Below are 15,893 nucleotides of genomic sequence, written 5' to 3'. Positions count from 1 at the left end.
CTGGCCCTAAGGGTTTTCCGCCGACGGCGACGCCGACCCGACGGATGGCCTATCCCGTCCAGCCGGGCGCCGGCGCAATGGCTCGAACCGCCGCCGCCGGCCGTCGCCCCGCCCCGCCGCGTCAATCCGCCGCATACGTTCCCGTGCATGCGCGCCCCGACCTTGCAGCGCGCCGCGCCTGGCCCCACCCTCGTGCACTTCGGTTCCCGACAGGCGCGCGGCCATGCACGGCGAATACAAGATGCCCGGCGGCAAGCTGGTGGTGATCGACCTCGCGCTGCGCGGGGATCGCCTTGCCGACGTGCAGCTCAGCGGCGATTTCTTCCTGGAACCCGATCACGCTTTCGCGTGCATCAATGCTGCGCTGCAGAATCTACCCGCGGCGACGGACGAACTTGCAATCGCCGCCGCCGTGCATGCCGCGCTGCCCGCCGGCGTGCGCATGTACGGCCTCTCGCCGGAAGCGGTGGCCGTGGCGGTGCGGCGCGCGGTGCAGGCCGGGATCGCCTGATGAGCCGCAGCGATTGGCGCGCGCACGCCTGGCAGCTGGTCCACGCCGCCCCGCAACGGCCCGCCCTGCACATGGCGCTGGACGAGGTGCTCGCCGACGAGGTGGCCGCCGGCCGCCGCCCGCCGACCCTGCGCGTGTGGGAGTGGGCGGCCAGCGCGGTGGTGATCGGCCGCTTCCAGTCGCTGCGCAACGAGGTGGACATGGAGGCCGCGCGCCGCCACCGCATCCAGGTGGTGCGCCGCATCACCGGCGGTGGCGCGATGTTCATCGAGCCGGGCAACACCATCACCTATTCGATCTACGCGCCGCTCTCGCTGGTCGAGGGCTTGTCGTTCCAGGAAGCCTACGCGCGCATGGACGCCTGGGTGGTGGAGGCGCTGGGCACGCTCGGCATCCGCGCCTGGTACCAGCCGCTCAACGACCTCACCTCCGAGGCCGGCAAGATCGGCGGCGCCGCGCAGGCCCACCGCGGCGGCGCCCTGCTGCACCACGTGACCATGGCCTACGACATCGACACGGCGAAGATGCTTCAGGTGCTGCGCATCGGCCGCGAGAAGCTCTCCGACAAGGGCACGCCCAGCGCGGCCAAGCGCGTGGACCCGCTGCGCCGCCAGACCGGCCTGCCGCGCGAGGCCATCGTCGCGCGCATGATCGACACTTTCCGCCGGCGCCATGGCCTGGCCGAGGGCGCGCTGCGCGACGAGGAACTGCAACGCGCCGCCGCCCTGGCGCAGGCCAAGTTCGGCAGCGCCGCGTGGACGGCCGAGGTGCCGTGAGCGCACCGCGCCCTCACCCCATGTACAGGCCGCCGTTGACGGCGTAGTCGGCGCCGGTGATGAAGCCGGCGGCATCGGAAGCCAGCCAGGCGCACACAGCCGCCACTTCCTCCGGCGCGCCCAGCCGCCGCACCGGCACGGCGGCGGCCAGGCGGTCCAGCACGTCGGGCGGGAACGAGCTCAGCGCGGAGCCGGCGATGTAGCCGGGCGAGACGGTGTTCACCGTGACCCCGCGCGCGGCGATCTCCGCCGCCAGCGCGCGGGTGAAGCCCTGCACCGCGCCCTTCGCCGTGGCGTAGTTGATCTGCCCGATCTGCCCTTTCTGCGCGCTCACCGAGGCGATGTTGATGATGCGCCCCCAGCCGCGCGCCGCCATGCCCTCCACCACCTGCTTGGTGACGTTGAACAGCGAGTGGATGTTGCTGGCGATCACCGCCGACCAGTCCTCCGGCGTCATCTGCCGGAACAGCACGTCGCGCGCGCTGCCCGCGTTGTTGACCAGCACGTCCACCTCGCCCACCTCGCGGCGCACCTTCTCGAAGGCGGCCACGGTGGACTCCCAGTCGCGGGCATTGCCCTCCGAGGCGATGAAGTCGAAGCCGGCGGTGCGCTGCTCGCGCAGCCAGCCGAGGCGCCGCGGCGAATCGGGGCCGCAGCCGGCCACCACGATGTGCCCGTTGCGCGCGAGCTGGCGGCAGATGGCGGTGCCCAGGCTGCCCATGCCGCTGGTGACGTAGGCGATGCGAAGACTCATAGGCGTCTCTCTCCTTGAAGGTTCAGGGCGCGATGGCGCCGGCGAGGGGGAACAGCGACAGCATCAGGCCGGCGGCCAGCATCAGGAGCCCCACCAGCACCGCCCACTTGAGGGTGAAGCGCTGGTGGTCGCCGAAGTCCACGCCGGCCAGGCCCACCAGCAGGTAGGTGGAAGGCACCAGCGGGCTGAGCAGGTGCACCGGCTGGCCGATCAGCGAGGCGCGCGCCATCTCCACCGGGGTCACCCCGTAGGCGGCGGCGCCCTCGCTCAGGATCGGCAGCACGCCGTAGTAGAAGGCGTCGTTGGAGATGAAGAAGGTCAGCGGCATGCTGAGCAGCGCGGTGATGCCCGCCATGTACGGCCCGAGCGCCTCGGGGATCACCGCCAGCAGGCCCTTGGCCATCGCCTCCACCATGCCGGTGCCGGCGAGGATGCCGGTGAAGATGCCGGCGGCGAAGATCAGCGCCACCACCGCCAGCACGTTGCCGGCGTGGTTGGCGAGCCGCCGGCGCTGCTCGGCCAGTTGCGGGTAGTTGAGGGTGAGCGCCAGCGCGAAGCCGATCATGAACAGCACCGGCAGCGGCAGCAGCCCGGCCACCAGCGCCGCCATCAGTGCCAGGGTGAGCAGCGCATTCGCCCACAGCCGGTCCGGCCGGCGCACGTCCTCGGCCTGCTCCACCTTGGGCAGCGGCGCATTGCCCTCCTCGTCGCCGTGCGCGGCGGCCTCGCGCGCCGGCAGGCACACCAGGCCGAGCCGACGCCGCTCGCGCAGGCCCAGCCACCAGGCCAGCACCAGCACGCCGAGCAGGGCCACGCCCATCGCCGGCAGCAGCGGCACGAAGATGTCGGCCGCGTCCACGTGCAGCGCGCTGGCCGCGCGCGCGGTCGGCCCGCCCCACGGGGTAAGGTTCATCACGCCGCTGGCGAGCAGGGTCACGCAGGTGAGGTTGAGCGCGTTCATGCGCAGCCGCCGGTACAGCGGCAGCATCGAGGACACGGTGATCATGTAGGTGGTCGAGCCGTCGCCGTCGAGCGAGATCGCCATCGCCAGCAGCGCGGTGCCCATCACGATCTTCAGCGGGTCGCCCTTGACCAGCCTGAGCACCAGGGCGACCACCGGGTCGAACAGGCCGGCGTCGATCATCACCCCGAAGTAGAGGATGGCGAACATCAGCATCACGCCGGTGGGCGCGATCTTCTGGATCCCCTCCAGCATCATCTTGCCGATGCCGTCGCCGAAGCCGCCGAGCAGGGCGAACAGGATCGGCACCGCGATCAGGGCCACCAGCGGCGACAGCCGCCTGGACATGATCAGGTACATGAAGGTCACCACCATTCCGAAACCGAGCAGGGTGAGCAAGGCGATCTCCTTCCGATCAGAAAACGAACTGCAGGCGCCCGATGAGCGCGCGGGTGTGGTCGAGCGTGCGTGCCAGCAGGCGGTCGCGGTTGCGGCTGTCGATGTAGTCGAACATCAGCCGCAGGTTGGGGTTGGCGTACCAGTTGAGGCCGAGCGTCCAGGCATCCACGCCGCGGTCGCTGAGGTCGGGCTGGCCGATGCGCCGCTGGCGCGCGTCGATGTGGTCGTAGCGCACCGCCAGCTCCCACGCGCCCGGCGCCTCCACGCTGTCGAAGCGGCCGGTGCCGCGGCTGTACGGGCGCGCCTGGCCGGTGAGGAAATAGCTCACCTGCCCGTACCAGCTGCGCACCAGCGCGCGCTGGATGTCGTCGTCGTAGCGCGCGCCGCCGTACTCGCCCTGGAACGACCAGCTGCCGGTGACGGTGCCCAGCTCGAAGGCGTGCTTGTCCGCCGCCACCGCCTCGCCGTCCTGGATGCGGAACAGGCGCAGCCGGCTGCGGTCGGACTTGGCGCCGGCCGGCCGCACCGCCATCCCCGGCGGCAGCGCCGCGTTGCTGCTGCGCGCGTAGCGCTCGTGCGCCAGCGACAGGCCCAGGTGCAGCACGCGGCCCTCCTCGTGCAGCGGCGCCCAGGTCAGGCGCAGCGCCTGACCCTCGCCGTTGGGGCGCACCTTGTCCAGGTCGTTGAGGCTGTACAGGGCGAGGCCGTAGGTGACGTCGCCGGCGTTGCCGAGGTAGGCCGCGCCCAGGCGGAACAGCGGCGCCAGCTGGGTGGCGACGAAGGCGCGGTCCATCATCACGATGTCATCCGAGCTGATGGTGTCGTCCAGCGAGAAGTACGGCTTGAACTGGCCGACGGTGAGCACGCCCGGCCCCAGCCGGTGGCGCAGGTACACGCTCTTGTACGAGCGCATGTGGTCGGCGTAGTCCACCGAGACGCGGTAGTCGAAGCCGTACAGCTTGCCGATCAGGTTGACCCAGCCGCGGCGCACCTGCCAGCCGCTGGCGTTGGGCCGGCCGCGGCCGTCGTCGTCGAACTTCACCAGGTCCAGGTGCAGGCGCCCGCCGAGCTGCGCGGTGACCTTGCCGTCCGCGCTCTTGAACGTCGGCAGGTGCCAGGCCGCGGGCCGCTTGGTCGGCAGCTCCGCCATCGCCGGCACCGCGGCGCACGCCGCCAGCATCGCCCACTCCAACCGCCACCGCTTGCGCATCGCTCGCCCTTTCCGGTTCGCTTCCGCCCCATGCGAAAGTGCGGCGAGGCTAGGCAACGGCGGCTGTCGTTCGCCTGTCATGCAATGCTGCGCTGCACATGGATGAGGCGGTGGCGCGCCTCGTACTATGGACGTCCATTTGCGAGATCCCGATGCGTATCCTGCTGGTCGAAGACAACCCGGACCTCGCCGACGCGGTCACCCGCCGCCTGCGCCGCAGCGGGCACACGGTGGACTGGGAGCAGGACGGCCTGCGCGCCAGCGGCCTGCTGGAATACGAGCGCTTCGACCTGGTGGTGCTGGACATCGGCCTGCCGCGGCTGGACGGCATCGGCGTGCTGAGCCGCATGCGCGAGCGCGGCGACGCCACGCCCACGCTGATGCTCACCGCGCGCGCCGACATCGAGGACCGCGTCAACGCGCTCGACCTCGGCGCCGACGACTACCTCGGCAAGCCGTTCGACTTCCGCGAGTTCGAGGCGCGCTGCCGCGTGCTGCTGCGCCGCCCGCGCGCGCAGGCGGCCAGCGTCGTGCGCATCGGGCCGCTCAGCCTCGACCACGCCGCGCGCCGCGCCACCCTGCACGAGCAGCCGCTGGAGCTGCCGCGGCGCGAATACAGCCTGCTGGAAATCCTGGTCGGCCAGCTCGGCGAGGTGATCGACAAGCAGGAACTGGCCAACCGCCTGTTCGGCTTCCACGACGTCGGCGGGCCCAACGCGGTGGAGCTCTACGTGGGCCGCCTGCGCAAGCGGCTCGGCCACGACGCGCTGCGCATCAGCACCGTGCGCGGCGTGGGCTACCTGGCCGAGGCGGTAGAGACGCCGGCGGCGCACGATGGCTAGCCGCGCGGCCGGGGGCCGCTCGATCCGGCGCCAGCTGCTGGCCTCGCTCGGCGCGCTGTTCCTGCTCGGCATGCTGGCGCTGTTCGTGGCCGCGCGCAGCTACGGTCGCCGCGCCGCCGACATGGCCTACGACCACCTGCTCGCCGCCTCGGCGCTGTCCATCGCCGACCACGTCGCGCTGGTGCGTGGACAATGGCGCGTGGACCTGCCCTACGCCGCGCTCGAACTGCTGGCGATGGCGCCCGAAGACCGCGTGTTCTACCTCGTCAGCGCCCCCGACGGCAGCGTGCTCACCGGCTACGACGACCTGCCCGCGCCGCCGCACGAGCTGGGCCGGCTCGGCTTCTACGACGCCACCTACAGCGGCGAGCGCGTGCGCGTGGTGCAGCTCGAACGCTGGTCGGCCGGCTCCGCCACGCACGGCGGGGCGCACGTGCAGGTGGCGCAGACGCGCCGCGCGCGCGACGCGCTGGCCGGCGGCATCGTGTGGCGCGCCACGCTGGCCATCGCCGTGCTCACCCTCGCCGCGCTGCTGCTCGCGTGGCTGGCGGTGAACCGCGCGCTGCAACCCATCGCGCGGCTGGAGCGCGACCTCGGCACGCGCTCGCCCGCCGACCTGCGCCCAGTGGCCTGCGACGTGCCGCAGGAGCTGCACCAGCTGGTGGGCGCGCTCAACCGCTTCATGGCCCGGCTGGGCGAGAACCTGGACACCTTGCGCGCCTTCATCGGCGAGGCCGCGCACCAGCTGCGCACGCCGCTGGCCGCGCTGCGCGCCCAGGCCCAGCTCGCGGTGGACGAGGACGACCCGACCGAGCAGCACCGCAGCCTGCTCGCCATCGAGCGCAATGCCGATGCGCTCGGCCGGCTCACCAACCAGCTGCTGAGCGACGCCAGCGTCAGCCACCGCGGCCACCTGCAACGCTTCGGGCCGCTGGACCTGGCCGAGATCGTGCGCGAGGCGTTGCACGCCACCGTGCCGCTGCGCGAGCCGCGCCCGCGCCTGGAACTGGCGGGCCTGGACGGCCCCGCGCCGATGGTGGGCGATGCGCTGATGCTGCGCGAGGCGATCAAGAACCTGATCGACAACGCGCTCAAGTACGGCGCGCCCGAGCGCGGCCCGCTGCATGTCGCGCTGGCGCCGCACGCGGACGGCTGGCGGCTCAGCGTGCGCGACCACGGCCCCGGCATCGCCGCCGAGGAGGCCGAACTGGTGTTCGAGCGCTTCAGGCGCGGCAGCGCGGCCGACGGCGGCGGCGCGGGGCTGGGCCTGGCCATCGTGCGGCGCGTGGCGCACAGCCACGGCGGCCGGGTCGCGCTGAGCAACCTGCCCGACGGCGGCCTGCGCGTGGACCTCGAACTGCCCGGAGCGCCGCGATGAACCTGCGCCTGTCCTGCCTCCTGCTGCTGGCGCTGCTGTCGGCACTGCGTCCCGCGCAGGCGGCGAAGGACCAGCTCACCGTGTACGCGGCGCCCAGCCTGGGCCCCGGCGGCGTCACGCTCTCCATCTTCAGCGCCACCGACACCGAGGTGTTCGAGCCGCTGATCCGCGACTACCAGCGGCTCGCCCCCGCCACCACCGTGCGCTACCGCGAGCGCGGCGCGCAGCAGCTGTACGCCCAGTTCCTCGCCGGGCCCGGCGCCGAGGGCGCGCCCGACCTCCTGATCAGCAGCGCGATGGACCTGCAGACCAAGCTGGTCAACGACGGCTACGCGCAGCCGCACGCCACCGCCGAGGCCGGCGCCCTGCCCGACTGGGCGCGCTGGCGCGAGGAGATCTACGGCTTCAGCTACGAACCGGTGGTGCTGGTCTACAACACCCGCCGGCTGCCTGCCGCCCAGGTGCCGCGCACGCACGGCGAGCTGCTCCGGCTGCTGCTCGACCCGGCCTCGCCGGTGCAGGGGCGCATCGGCACCTACGACGTGCTGTCGAGCAGCGTGGGCTACCTGCTCGCCACCCAGGACGCGGAGCTGGGCAACATGGCCAACGCGCTGCTGACCGCGCTCGGCCACAACCGCGCGCAGCTGCTGGACGAGACCACCGCCCTGCTCGACCGCCTGGAAAGCGGCCAGCTGCTGATCGGCTACAACCTGCTCGGCTCCTACGCGCAGTCGCGGATCGCGCACGGTGCGCCGCTGGCCACCGTGTCGCTGGGCGACTACACGCTGGCGATCACGCGCACGGTGCTGATCCCCAAGGCCGCGCCGCACGCGGCCGAGGCGGGGCGCTTCGTCGACTACCTGCTGTCGCGGCGCGGACAGCAGGTGCTGGCTCGCAGCGGCATCCTGCCGATCCGCAACGACGTGCCCGCCGCCGTGCCCGACCTCGACCGCCACGGCGCCGCCGGCGGCGCCGTGCGCCCGCTGCGGCTGGGCCCGGGCCTGCTGGTCTACCTGGACCGGCTCAAGCGCCGGCAATTCCTCGAAGACTGGAACGACAGCCTGCACCAGGCCGTCCCGCCCCCCGCCCCGGAGCCGGAGCGCGCCTGCGCGCGACCTTAGCCTGTTCAAAGTCTTGCCGTTGGCGCGGCTTGGCTCCTCCCTCTGCTTGCAGGGGAGGGAGCAGGTGGGAGAGCGTGAACAGGCTCTCCCTGCTGGTGTCCGCAAGGGGAGGTGGCTCTTAGGGCTTGCGCTGCCGCCGCCGCGCAGCGCTGTGCGCGCGAGGTGCGCACCCGGCGTGCGAAGGCGTCGCGGCGGCTAGAACTGCAGCTTCACCTGCACGCCCGCGATCAGCGCATTGGGCGTGCGTGCGCGGCGGTAGGTGCCGGGGTCGATCACGTACTGCACCGCCGGCCGCACATGCAGCCAGCGCTTGACCCAGTAGCCGTAGTTGAGCTCGATCATGCCCTCGGCGTTGGGCAGGCCGGTGAGCGGGCCCTCCTGCGCATACCCCGGCCCGTTCGCCGGCGCGGCCTGGGTGAGGCGCCGGTTGATCACCGCGCGCACGTAGCCCAGCGCCACGGTGTCGTTGTCGCGGCCGGGGAAGATGCCCTTGTAGAGGCCGCCCAGCGCGTACCAGTCGCTGATCTGCGCGGTGTTGCGGTCCGAGCCCATGACCTGGCCGAACAGGGTGAGGCCGCGGTCGCTGTCGGCGCGCTCGCGGTACACCACCTGGTCGGCCAGCAGGTAGAAGCCGTGGCGGCCGCCCACCTCGCCGTCGCGGCCCCGACGGGCGGTGTCGGAGGTCTCGTAGTAGCCGCCGAACTTGTAGTGCCCCGTGTAGTGCCCCGGCCCGCTGCCGCCGCCGCTGTCGTACTCCAGTTCCAGCGGGAGCAGCGCGCCGGTGGTGCCGCGGGCGAACAGCGAGAAGGCGCGCGAGCGGTTGGCGGAGGTGGGGTTGACCTGGAACACGCCCGTGCGCAGCGTGAGCGCCGGCGACAGGCGATAGCGCAGCTGCACGCCCCAGCGCGCGGTGGGGTAGTTGTACCAGCCGCTGTTGCCCGACATCGCCACCGGGTGCGCGCAGAAGGCGGCGCTGACGAAGTTGGTGAGCAGCACCACGCCGCCCAGGTCGTTGCCCATCGACCAGAAGCCGAGCTTGAGGTTGAGCCGGCGGTCGAGCAGGTCCTGGTCGTAGCTCAGCTCGGCCAGGCGCGTGTACTGGCCGCCGTAGGTCTCCTGCACCGGCAGGCGGTTGCCCACCAGTTCCTCGGACACGCTGCGGCCGGCGCGGTTGTTCACGGTGAGGTGGAAGGTGCCCGCGCTCCAGCCGGCCAGCCGGCCCATGTCGAAGTCGGCGCCCACGCGCACCTGTTGCGCGTAGCGCACGCCGCGCCGCAGGCCGCCGTGCACCACGCCGAAGGTTTCCGACACGTAGTCGCCGTACACGCCGATGCCGCGCCGGCGCAGCGCCTCGCGCTCGCCGTTCCAGTCGCCGGTCAGCGTGCGCGAGGAAAAGTCATCGTCCTGCGCGCGGGCATCCGCCGCCTGCGCCATGGCGGGCAGCACGGCCAGCATGAAGCCGAGGCGGCGGGCAAGCTCCCGCTGCCGGCGCACGCGCGCCGACGGCGCCGCGGATGCCTGGGCGGCGCGGCGGCGGCCGCGTCGGATGCGTTGGGGGGCGGGCTGGGCGATGCCGGTCATGGAATGCTCACGCATGCCGCGCACCGGAACGGGAGTGGCAGGCTGCCCGACAGGCATCGCCCGCTGCGCCTCCCCCGGCGCGCGGCGGGACAATCAATAGGCTGGGATTCTAGGCACGCGGCCTGCGCTTGCCGCGTTCCTTATCGTCGCACCCCGGTCATCGCACCCCGCGACGACGGCGCGCGCCGGTCACGACGCGGCCCCGCCGCCAGGCCGCCCGGCCGCCGCCTCGCGGGCCTGCCGGCGCAGGCGGTATTCGCTGCGCCCCACGTACACGGCGGCGCCGGCCACCATCAGCGCCAGCGCGTACCAGGTGATCAGGTAGCTCAGGTGGTTGTTGGGAAAGCTGACCACCGTGAGGCCGCCCTGCGGCCACGTCGCGCGCCCCGCGGCACCGGCGGGCGCGGCATCGGCATCCACGAAGTAAGGCGCCACGCCGGCGAGGCCGCGCGCGGCCGCGATGGCCGGCACGTCGCGCGCGTACCAGCTGTCGCGCGCGGGGTCGTTGCGGCGCAGGGGCGCATCGTGCTCGCTCATGCGCAGCAGGCCGGTCACTTCCGTCTCGCCCGCCGGGCCGCCCGCGCACTGCGCTTGGCGGCCGCACCACTCCGGCGGCACGAAGCCACGGTTGACCAGCACCAGGGCGCCGTCCGCGGTGCGCAGCGGCGTCACCACCCAGTAGCCGCTGCCCTCGTCCGTGCTCGCCCACACGTAGGTCTGGCGGTCGTATTCGAACGTGCCGCGCAGGCGCACGCGCCGGTATTCGTCGGCGGCGGCCGTCACCTGCGGCCACTGCGCGCGGCCCGGCGCGTCGGCGACCGGCGCGTGCAGGTTGCGCTCGACCCGCTCGATGAGGTCGAGCTTCCACGCTCGCCGGTGCACCTGCCAGGTCCCCAGCGCCACGAAGGCGGCGAAGAACACGACGGCGAGCAGGCCGAGCACCGTCAACGCGACGGGGCCGCGCGGCGGGGCCGGATGGTCGGGAGCGGACTTGGCGTTCATCGGCGGCGGGATGCGGCGAGGGCCGCAAGGGCGAGGCGGGAAATCAAGGCGGATTCCTTAGCATGAGGACGAATGGCGACGGGGCGTGCACGGATGCCGCGCCGGCTCGTCGCCGGAGGGCGCATGGTAAGCCGGTTCGCCGGGCACCTCCATGCGCGATGCCGCTTCGGCACCCACTGCGCCGCTCCGGTTGCGGTGGCCGTAATCCGCCGGGCGCCCGCCGGCACGAGCCGGCCCCGGGCCTCAGCCCAGGCGCGGCAGGATGTGGTCGCGGCTCAAGACGGCGATCGACAGAGCGCCCGGCGCGCGCGGGTCGATCCAGCGCAGTTCCTCGATCTCGGCCTGCGCCCGCAGCGGGCCGCTCACGCGCACCTCGTACACCTCGGCCTCGACGAGGTGGCCGTGCTCGTTCGCCGCCGGCGCCGAGGCGCGGCAGAGGAAGCGCGCCGAGCCCTCCACCATCGCGCAGCCGAGTTCCTCGCGCAGCTCGCGCGCCAGCGTGGCGACGTCGTCGGCGTCGCCCGCATCGCGCTTGCCGCCCGGCTGCTGGAACACCGCCGCGCCACGCTTGCGCACCAGCAGCGTGCGGCCGGCCTCGTCGCGGATCACCGCGGCGACGATGCGGATCAGCTTCGCCGTGTCGTGGGTCGTGCTCGCATCCATGTCCAATACACCTCAATACACCTCGAAAAGAGAGCCTGCTCTCAGAACGGCACCAGGTTTCCGCCGATCTCGGGCTTGATGCAAGCGAACCCGCGGACCTTCATGCTGAAGCGGTGCAGCGGCACGGTGACGGGATGCTGCGGGTCGCGCGCATCGACCACCCTCACCCCGCACATTTCGCGGTCCGCCTCCTGCCACCGCTTTCCCTCCAGTTCGTAGACGCCGCCGGCCGTCGGCTTGAAGGTGAAGTCGATGTGGCACATGCCGGCGTTGATGTCGAAGCCGAGGAAGGCATCCTGCTCCGCCCGCACCCGCCCCGCCGCGGGCGAGGTACCGATGAAGCAGCCGCTCTCCTTGACGCTGAGGATGGAGAAGCCGCCCGCCTCCGAGGAGTTCACCCCGAGCATCGCCTGCGGCTCGCTCGGCAGCGGCCGGATGTAGGGCTTGTTGCCCAGCGGAATGTCTTTGCAGCCGGCCAGCAGCAGGCAGCCGGCGAGCCCCATCATCGTCCTGATACGCATGCGCGCCATGTCCCCCCCTTGTCGAAAACGCAGGCCGCTTCCTGCACGAGACCTTTTCCGCCGCGCCACGGCGCGCCACCGTCACAGCCGCGTGTACGACCACGCCTGCATGCGCCCGTCCTTGTAGGGCATCACGCCGTGGAACGGGCGCGGGTCCTCGTCGAACACCAGCGGCACGAAGTGGCGGTCGCCCTCCCACATCGGCAGCTCCAGCAACTTCTCGCGCGGCACCCATTCGAGCGTGCCCTCGTGGTTGCCCGCGTGCGCGCTGCCGCTGAAACGCTCGATGAGGAAGATGAAGCCCAGCCAGTCCTCGCCATGCTTGCCGAAGCCGGGCCAGTTGAGCGTGCCGCGCAGGCGCATCGCCTCGCACTCGATGCCGGCCTCCTCGCGGATCTCGCGGCGCATGCAGGCGGCGATGTCCTCGCCCGGCTCCATCTTGCCGCCCAGGCCGTTGTACTTGCCCAGGTGCAGGTCGTCCGGCCGCGCGTTGCGGTGGATCATCAGGACCTGGCTGCGGTCGGGTGAGAGCACGTAGCCCAGCGTGGCGACGATCGGCGTGTAAGGCATGCGGCGGACGGCGACGAAAAAACGCCAGTCTAGCGCCGGCAGGCGGTGAGGTCATGGCCCGCGCATGGCGGCAGCGCCTTGACTGAATGTTTCGCGCGTGCCGCTCTTGCGCCGCGTGTCGGCGGGCGGCGACCATCGCGGCATGTCCGTCACCCCGCTCTCCGCGCGTTCGCGCACTTCCCGCTTGCTGGCCTGGCTGCTGCCGACGCTGCTCGTGCTGGCCGGCTGCGGCCGCTCGGCCAAGGCGGTGGACGAGGAACAGCGCAGCCTCGACGGGCAGAGCTTCCGCGTGGTCAGCATCGAGCTGGCGCGCCAGCCGCTCGGCCTCTACTGGCGCGACCCCGACAGTGGCCAGCCCTACGGCGACATCGAGACGCTGCGCCAGTGGGGCGAGGCGCACGGCAAGCGGCTGCTGTTCGCCGCCAACGCCGGCATCTACGACCGCCGCTACGCGCCGCTCGGCCTGTACGTGGAGAACGGCAAGACGCTGGTGCCGCTCAACCTCGCCCACGGCAACCCGGCGGCGGGCAACTTCTCGCTGCGACCCAACGGCGTGTTCGCGATCTACCCCGACGGCCACGCCGCGGTGCGCACCAGCACCGACTTCAAGGCCGACGCCAGGCCCGCGCAGTGGGCCACCCAGTCCGGGCCGATGCTGGTGATCGGCGGGGAGCTCAACGGCGCCTTCGTCAACGACTCGGAAAGCCTCAAGTGGCGCAGCGGCGTGTGCGCGCCCAGGCCCGACCGGGTGGTGTTCGCCATCAGCGAGGCGCCGGTGAACTTCCACACCTTCGCGCGGCTGTTCCGCGACGAGCTGGGCTGCCGCGACGCGCTGTACCTGGACGGCACCATCTCGCAGTTCTACCTCGACGGCGAGGGCTACGCGGGCGCGCCGCCGTTCATGGTCAAGCCCTACGCCGGCATCTTCGCCGTGTTCGCGCCGCGATGAGCCTGCGCCGCCGCCTCGCGCGCGCCCTGCTGCTCGCCCTCGCGGCCCTGGTGCTGGCCGCCCTCGCCGTGGGCGGCTGGCTGTTCGCCGGCAGCCGCGCGCAGCTGGACGGCACGCTGCGCGTGGCCGGCCCCGCCGAGGCGGTGAGCATCGAGCGCGACGCGCTGGGCAGCGCCACCGTGGAGGGCGCCAGCCGCGACGACGTGAGCTACGCGCTCGGCTTCGTGCACGCGCAGGAGCGCTACTTCGAAATGGACCTGATGCGCCGCCTGCCCGCGGGCGAACTGGCCGGACTGGTCGGCCCCGCCGCGCTCGACACCGACCTCGCCCACCGCCGCCACCGCCTGCGCGCGGTGGCGGCCGCCGCCTATGCGCAACTGCCGCCAGCGGACCGGCGCACGCTGGAGCGCTACCGCGACGGCGTCAACGCCGGCCTCGCCGCGCTGCACACCAGGCCCTGGGCCTACTGGCTGCTCGGCAGCACGCCCGCGCCATGGCGCGCGGAAGACAGCCTGCTGGTGATCGCCGCGATGTACCTGGACTTGAACGGCGACGGCCGCAACGCGCGCGAACTGCACATCGCCCAGCTGTACGACGCGCTGCCCGCGCCGGTGGCGGAGTTCCTGCTCGCGCCCGACCCGGACTGGGAGGCGCCGCTGCTCGGCCAGCTCTCGCATCCGCCGGTGATCCCCGGCGCCGAGGTGCTCGACCTGCGCCAACAGCCGGCGAGCCGCGCGGCCGGGCTCGCCGCGGCGCTCGCGCCCGCGCTCGAGGCCCGCTACCCCGGCAGCAACAGCTTCGCCGTGGCCGGCGGCCTTACCGGCCACGGCGCGGCGATGCTCGCCAACGACATGCACCTGGGCCTGCGCGTACCCGGCATCTGGTTCCGCGCCCGGCTGCGCTACCCGGACCCCGCCGCCCCCGGCGGCCGCCGCGACGCCGTCGGCGTTACCCTGCCCGGCACGTCGGCGCTGGTGGCCGGCTCCAACGGCCAGATCGCCTGGGGCTTCACCAACAGCTACGGCGACTGGCTGGACTGGGTGCGCGTGCAGCGCGACCCGGCCGACGCCACGCGCTACAAGGTGCCCGAGGGCTGGGCCACGGTCGAGCACCACGCCGAGGCCATCCGCGTCAAAGGCCAGCCCGACCGCACGCTCGACGTGGAAACCACGCGCTGGGGACCATTGCTGGCCAAGGACGCCGACGGCACGCCGCTCGCGCTGGCCTGGATCGGCGACCTGCCGCGCGCCTACAACCTCGGCGTGATGCGGCTCGAACACGCCGACAGCGTGGCCGCCGCGCTCGACCTCGGCCCCGCCATGGGCATGCCGCCGCAGAACCTGCTGGTGGCCGACCGCGCGGGCCGCGTCGGCTGGACCCTCGCCGGCAACAGCGTGCCGCAGCGCGCGGGCGTCGACCCGCAGCGGCCGGCCGACTGGTCCGCACCCGGCAGCGGCTGGCAGGGCTGGGCCGCGCCCGCGCAATACCCGCGCGCCGTCGATCCGGCCGACGGCCGGCTGTGGACGGCCAACAACCGCACCGTGGACGGCGACGCGCTGGCCCTGCTCGGCAACGGCGGCCACGACCTCGGCGCCCGCGCGCAGCAGATCCGCGACGACCTGCGCGCACGCTCCGCCTTCACCCCGGGCAACCTGCTCGACATTCAGCTCGACCAGCGTGCCGTCTTCCTCACCCGATGGCAGCGCCTGCTGCAGGACACCCTGGCCGGCACGCAGGACCCCGCCCTGCTCCAGCTGCGCGAACTCACCGCCGCCTGGCGCAACCGCGCCGACTCCGACAGCGTGGACTACCGCCTGGTGCGCACCTTCCGCGAACACGTGCAGGCGGCCGTGCTGGCGCCGTTCGTGGCGCGGGTGCGCCAGCGCCACGCCGACTTCGCCTGGCCCGCCGGCAGCACGCCGGAGGCCGCGGTGTGGACGCTGCTGCGCGACCGCCCCGCCTGGCTGCTCGACCCCGGCTACCGCGACTGGAACGCGCTGCTCCTCGACGCCGCCCGCGCGGTGGCGAGCGAACTCGGTCAGCAGCCCGGGGGCCTGGCCGCGCGCAGTTGGGGCGAGGTCAACCGCAGCGGCATCCACCACGCGCTCTCGCGCGCCCTGCCCGGTTTCCTCGCGCACTTCCTCGACATGCCCGACCAGCCGCTGCCCGGCGACCGCGACATGCCGCGCGTGGCCGCGCCGGGCTTCGGCGCCTCCGAACGCCTCGCCGTCAGCCCCGGCCACGAGGCCGAGGGCATTCTGGAGATGCCTGGAGGGCAGAGCGACCATCCGCTTTCGCCCTATTACGGGGCGGGGCATGCGGATTGGGTCGAGGGGAGGCCTACGCCGTTGTTGCCGGGGCCGGCGCAGCATACGTTGACGTTGTTGCCGGCGGGGCGGTGAGCGGGTTGGCTGGAGCTTGCATGGGCCTCACTGAAGCTCGGGCCTTACTGAAAAAGTGACCGCTCGCGCGCGGATTGTTAGGCTGGCTTGCCTGGCATTTCGGCGAATGTGGCAAAGCGGGTCATCCAGCGACTGGCTGGCCTTTTCGGTTGATGTGATTCCTCACCCGGGCTCGCCTGCCGCGGGCTTTCGTCCGCCTGCCGGCGGCCGAGTTACTTTTCTTTGCTTGCCCACGCACGCGCTGGGAGCGCGT

General features: G+C 72.7%; 15 protein-coding genes. 7 read left to right on the top strand and 8 right to left on the bottom strand.

Annotated elements, in window-relative coordinates:
- Positions 1-241 precede the first annotated feature (241 nt).
- Together lplB and ACH65_RS16765 are read left to right on the top strand one after the other, a co-directional pair.
- Positions 242-511, top strand: coding sequence for a lipoate-protein ligase small subunit (gene lplB / locus ACH65_RS16770; RefSeq protein ID WP_237561552.1), 270 nt, complete (start codon positions 242-244; stop codon positions 509-511).
- Complete coding sequence (locus tag ACH65_RS16765; RefSeq protein WP_049623774.1) at positions 511-1,287, top strand: lipoate--protein ligase family protein; 777 nt, start codon at positions 511-513, stop codon at positions 1,285-1,287. The genes lplB and ACH65_RS16765 overlap by 1 nt, the downstream gene beginning before the upstream one ends.
- A 13-nt stretch (positions 1,288-1,300) precedes the next feature.
- On the opposite strand, the gene phbB is transcribed toward ACH65_RS16765, so the two are convergent.
- The 3 genes from phbB to ACH65_RS16750 are packed head-to-tail and all read right to left on the bottom strand — an operon-like array spanning position 1,301 to position 4,611.
- On the bottom strand, positions 1,301-2,041 hold the full coding sequence (gene phbB / locus ACH65_RS16760; RefSeq protein WP_049623773.1) for an acetoacetyl-CoA reductase: 741 nt from the start codon (positions 2,039-2,041) through the stop codon (positions 1,301-1,303).
- Positions 2,042-2,063: 22 nt separating this feature from the next.
- The gene (locus tag ACH65_RS16755) at positions 2,064-3,401 is read right to left on the bottom strand and encodes a CitMHS family transporter (protein ID WP_049623772.1); all 1,338 of its coding nucleotides are present in this window, start codon (positions 3,399-3,401) and stop codon (positions 2,064-2,066) included.
- A gap of 16 nt (positions 3,402-3,417) precedes the next feature.
- Positions 3,418-4,611 carry an OprO/OprP family phosphate-selective porin gene (locus ACH65_RS16750; protein ID WP_161805625.1) on the bottom strand — a complete coding sequence of 398 codons (1,194 nt, stop codon included), beginning with the start codon at positions 4,609-4,611 and terminating at the stop codon, positions 3,418-3,420.
- Between the two features lie 152 nt (positions 4,612-4,763).
- On the opposite strand from ACH65_RS16750, the gene ACH65_RS16745 reads away from it, so the two are divergent.
- From ACH65_RS16745 to ACH65_RS16735, 3 genes are read left to right on the top strand one after another with little or no spacing between them, the layout of a single operon-like run.
- Positions 4,764-5,453 (top strand): response regulator transcription factor, encoded by a 690-nt coding sequence (locus ACH65_RS16745; RefSeq protein WP_049623770.1) that lies wholly within the window; start codon positions 4,764-4,766, stop codon positions 5,451-5,453.
- Complete coding sequence (locus tag ACH65_RS16740; protein ID WP_049623769.1) at positions 5,446-6,831, top strand: sensor histidine kinase; 1,386 nt, start codon at positions 5,446-5,448, stop codon at positions 6,829-6,831. Before ACH65_RS16745 ends, ACH65_RS16740 begins: the two co-directional genes overlap by 8 nt.
- Positions 6,828-7,952 carry an ABC transporter substrate-binding protein gene (locus ACH65_RS16735; protein WP_049623768.1) on the top strand — a complete coding sequence of 375 codons (1,125 nt, stop codon included), beginning with the start codon at positions 6,828-6,830 and terminating at the stop codon, positions 7,950-7,952. Before ACH65_RS16740 ends, ACH65_RS16735 begins: the two co-directional genes overlap by 4 nt.
- 195 nt (positions 7,953-8,147) lie before the next feature.
- Here the strand turns inward: ACH65_RS16735 and ACH65_RS16730 are convergent, their stop codons facing one another.
- The 5 genes from ACH65_RS16730 to ACH65_RS16710 form a co-directional block, all read right to left on the bottom strand.
- Positions 8,148-9,548: a carbohydrate porin gene (locus ACH65_RS16730; RefSeq protein ID WP_237561551.1), complete on the bottom strand. Its 1,401-nt coding sequence runs from the start codon at positions 9,546-9,548 to the stop codon at positions 8,148-8,150.
- 174 nt (positions 9,549-9,722) lie between these two features.
- Positions 9,723-10,535, bottom strand: coding sequence for an SURF1 family protein (locus tag ACH65_RS16725; RefSeq protein WP_049623767.1), 813 nt, complete (start codon positions 10,533-10,535; stop codon positions 9,723-9,725).
- Between the two features lie 243 nt (positions 10,536-10,778).
- Positions 10,779-11,198 carry an NUDIX hydrolase gene (locus tag ACH65_RS16720; RefSeq protein WP_049623766.1) on the bottom strand — a complete coding sequence of 140 codons (420 nt, stop codon included), beginning with the start codon at positions 11,196-11,198 and terminating at the stop codon, positions 10,779-10,781.
- A gap of 41 nt (positions 11,199-11,239) precedes the next feature.
- The gene (locus tag ACH65_RS16715; protein ID WP_049623765.1) at positions 11,240-11,728 is read right to left on the bottom strand and encodes a hypothetical protein; all 489 of its coding nucleotides are present in this window, start codon (positions 11,726-11,728) and stop codon (positions 11,240-11,242) included.
- Positions 11,729-11,800: 72 nt separating this feature from the next.
- The gene (locus ACH65_RS16710; protein WP_049623764.1) at positions 11,801-12,289 is read right to left on the bottom strand and encodes an NUDIX hydrolase; all 489 of its coding nucleotides are present in this window, start codon (positions 12,287-12,289) and stop codon (positions 11,801-11,803) included.
- Between the two features lie 142 nt (positions 12,290-12,431).
- Between ACH65_RS16710 and ACH65_RS16705 the strand changes: the two genes are divergently transcribed.
- Entirely contained in the window at positions 12,432-13,238 is an 807-nt protein-coding gene (locus tag ACH65_RS16705) for a phosphodiester glycosidase family protein (RefSeq protein WP_202594236.1), read from the top strand.
- Positions 13,235-15,640, top strand: coding sequence for a penicillin acylase family protein (locus ACH65_RS16700; RefSeq protein WP_049623763.1), 2,406 nt, complete (start codon positions 13,235-13,237; stop codon positions 15,638-15,640). The genes ACH65_RS16705 and ACH65_RS16700 overlap by 4 nt, the downstream gene beginning before the upstream one ends.
- Positions 15,641-15,893: the final 253 nt, after the last annotated feature.

It is taken from the genome of Frateuria defendens, assembly GCF_001182895.1.
GTDB lineage: Bacteria > Pseudomonadota > Gammaproteobacteria > Xanthomonadales > Rhodanobacteraceae > Frateuria_B > Frateuria_B defendens.
The sequence above is the reverse complement of the archived record's forward strand: the minus strand, read 5'-3'. Positions and strand labels throughout refer to the sequence as shown.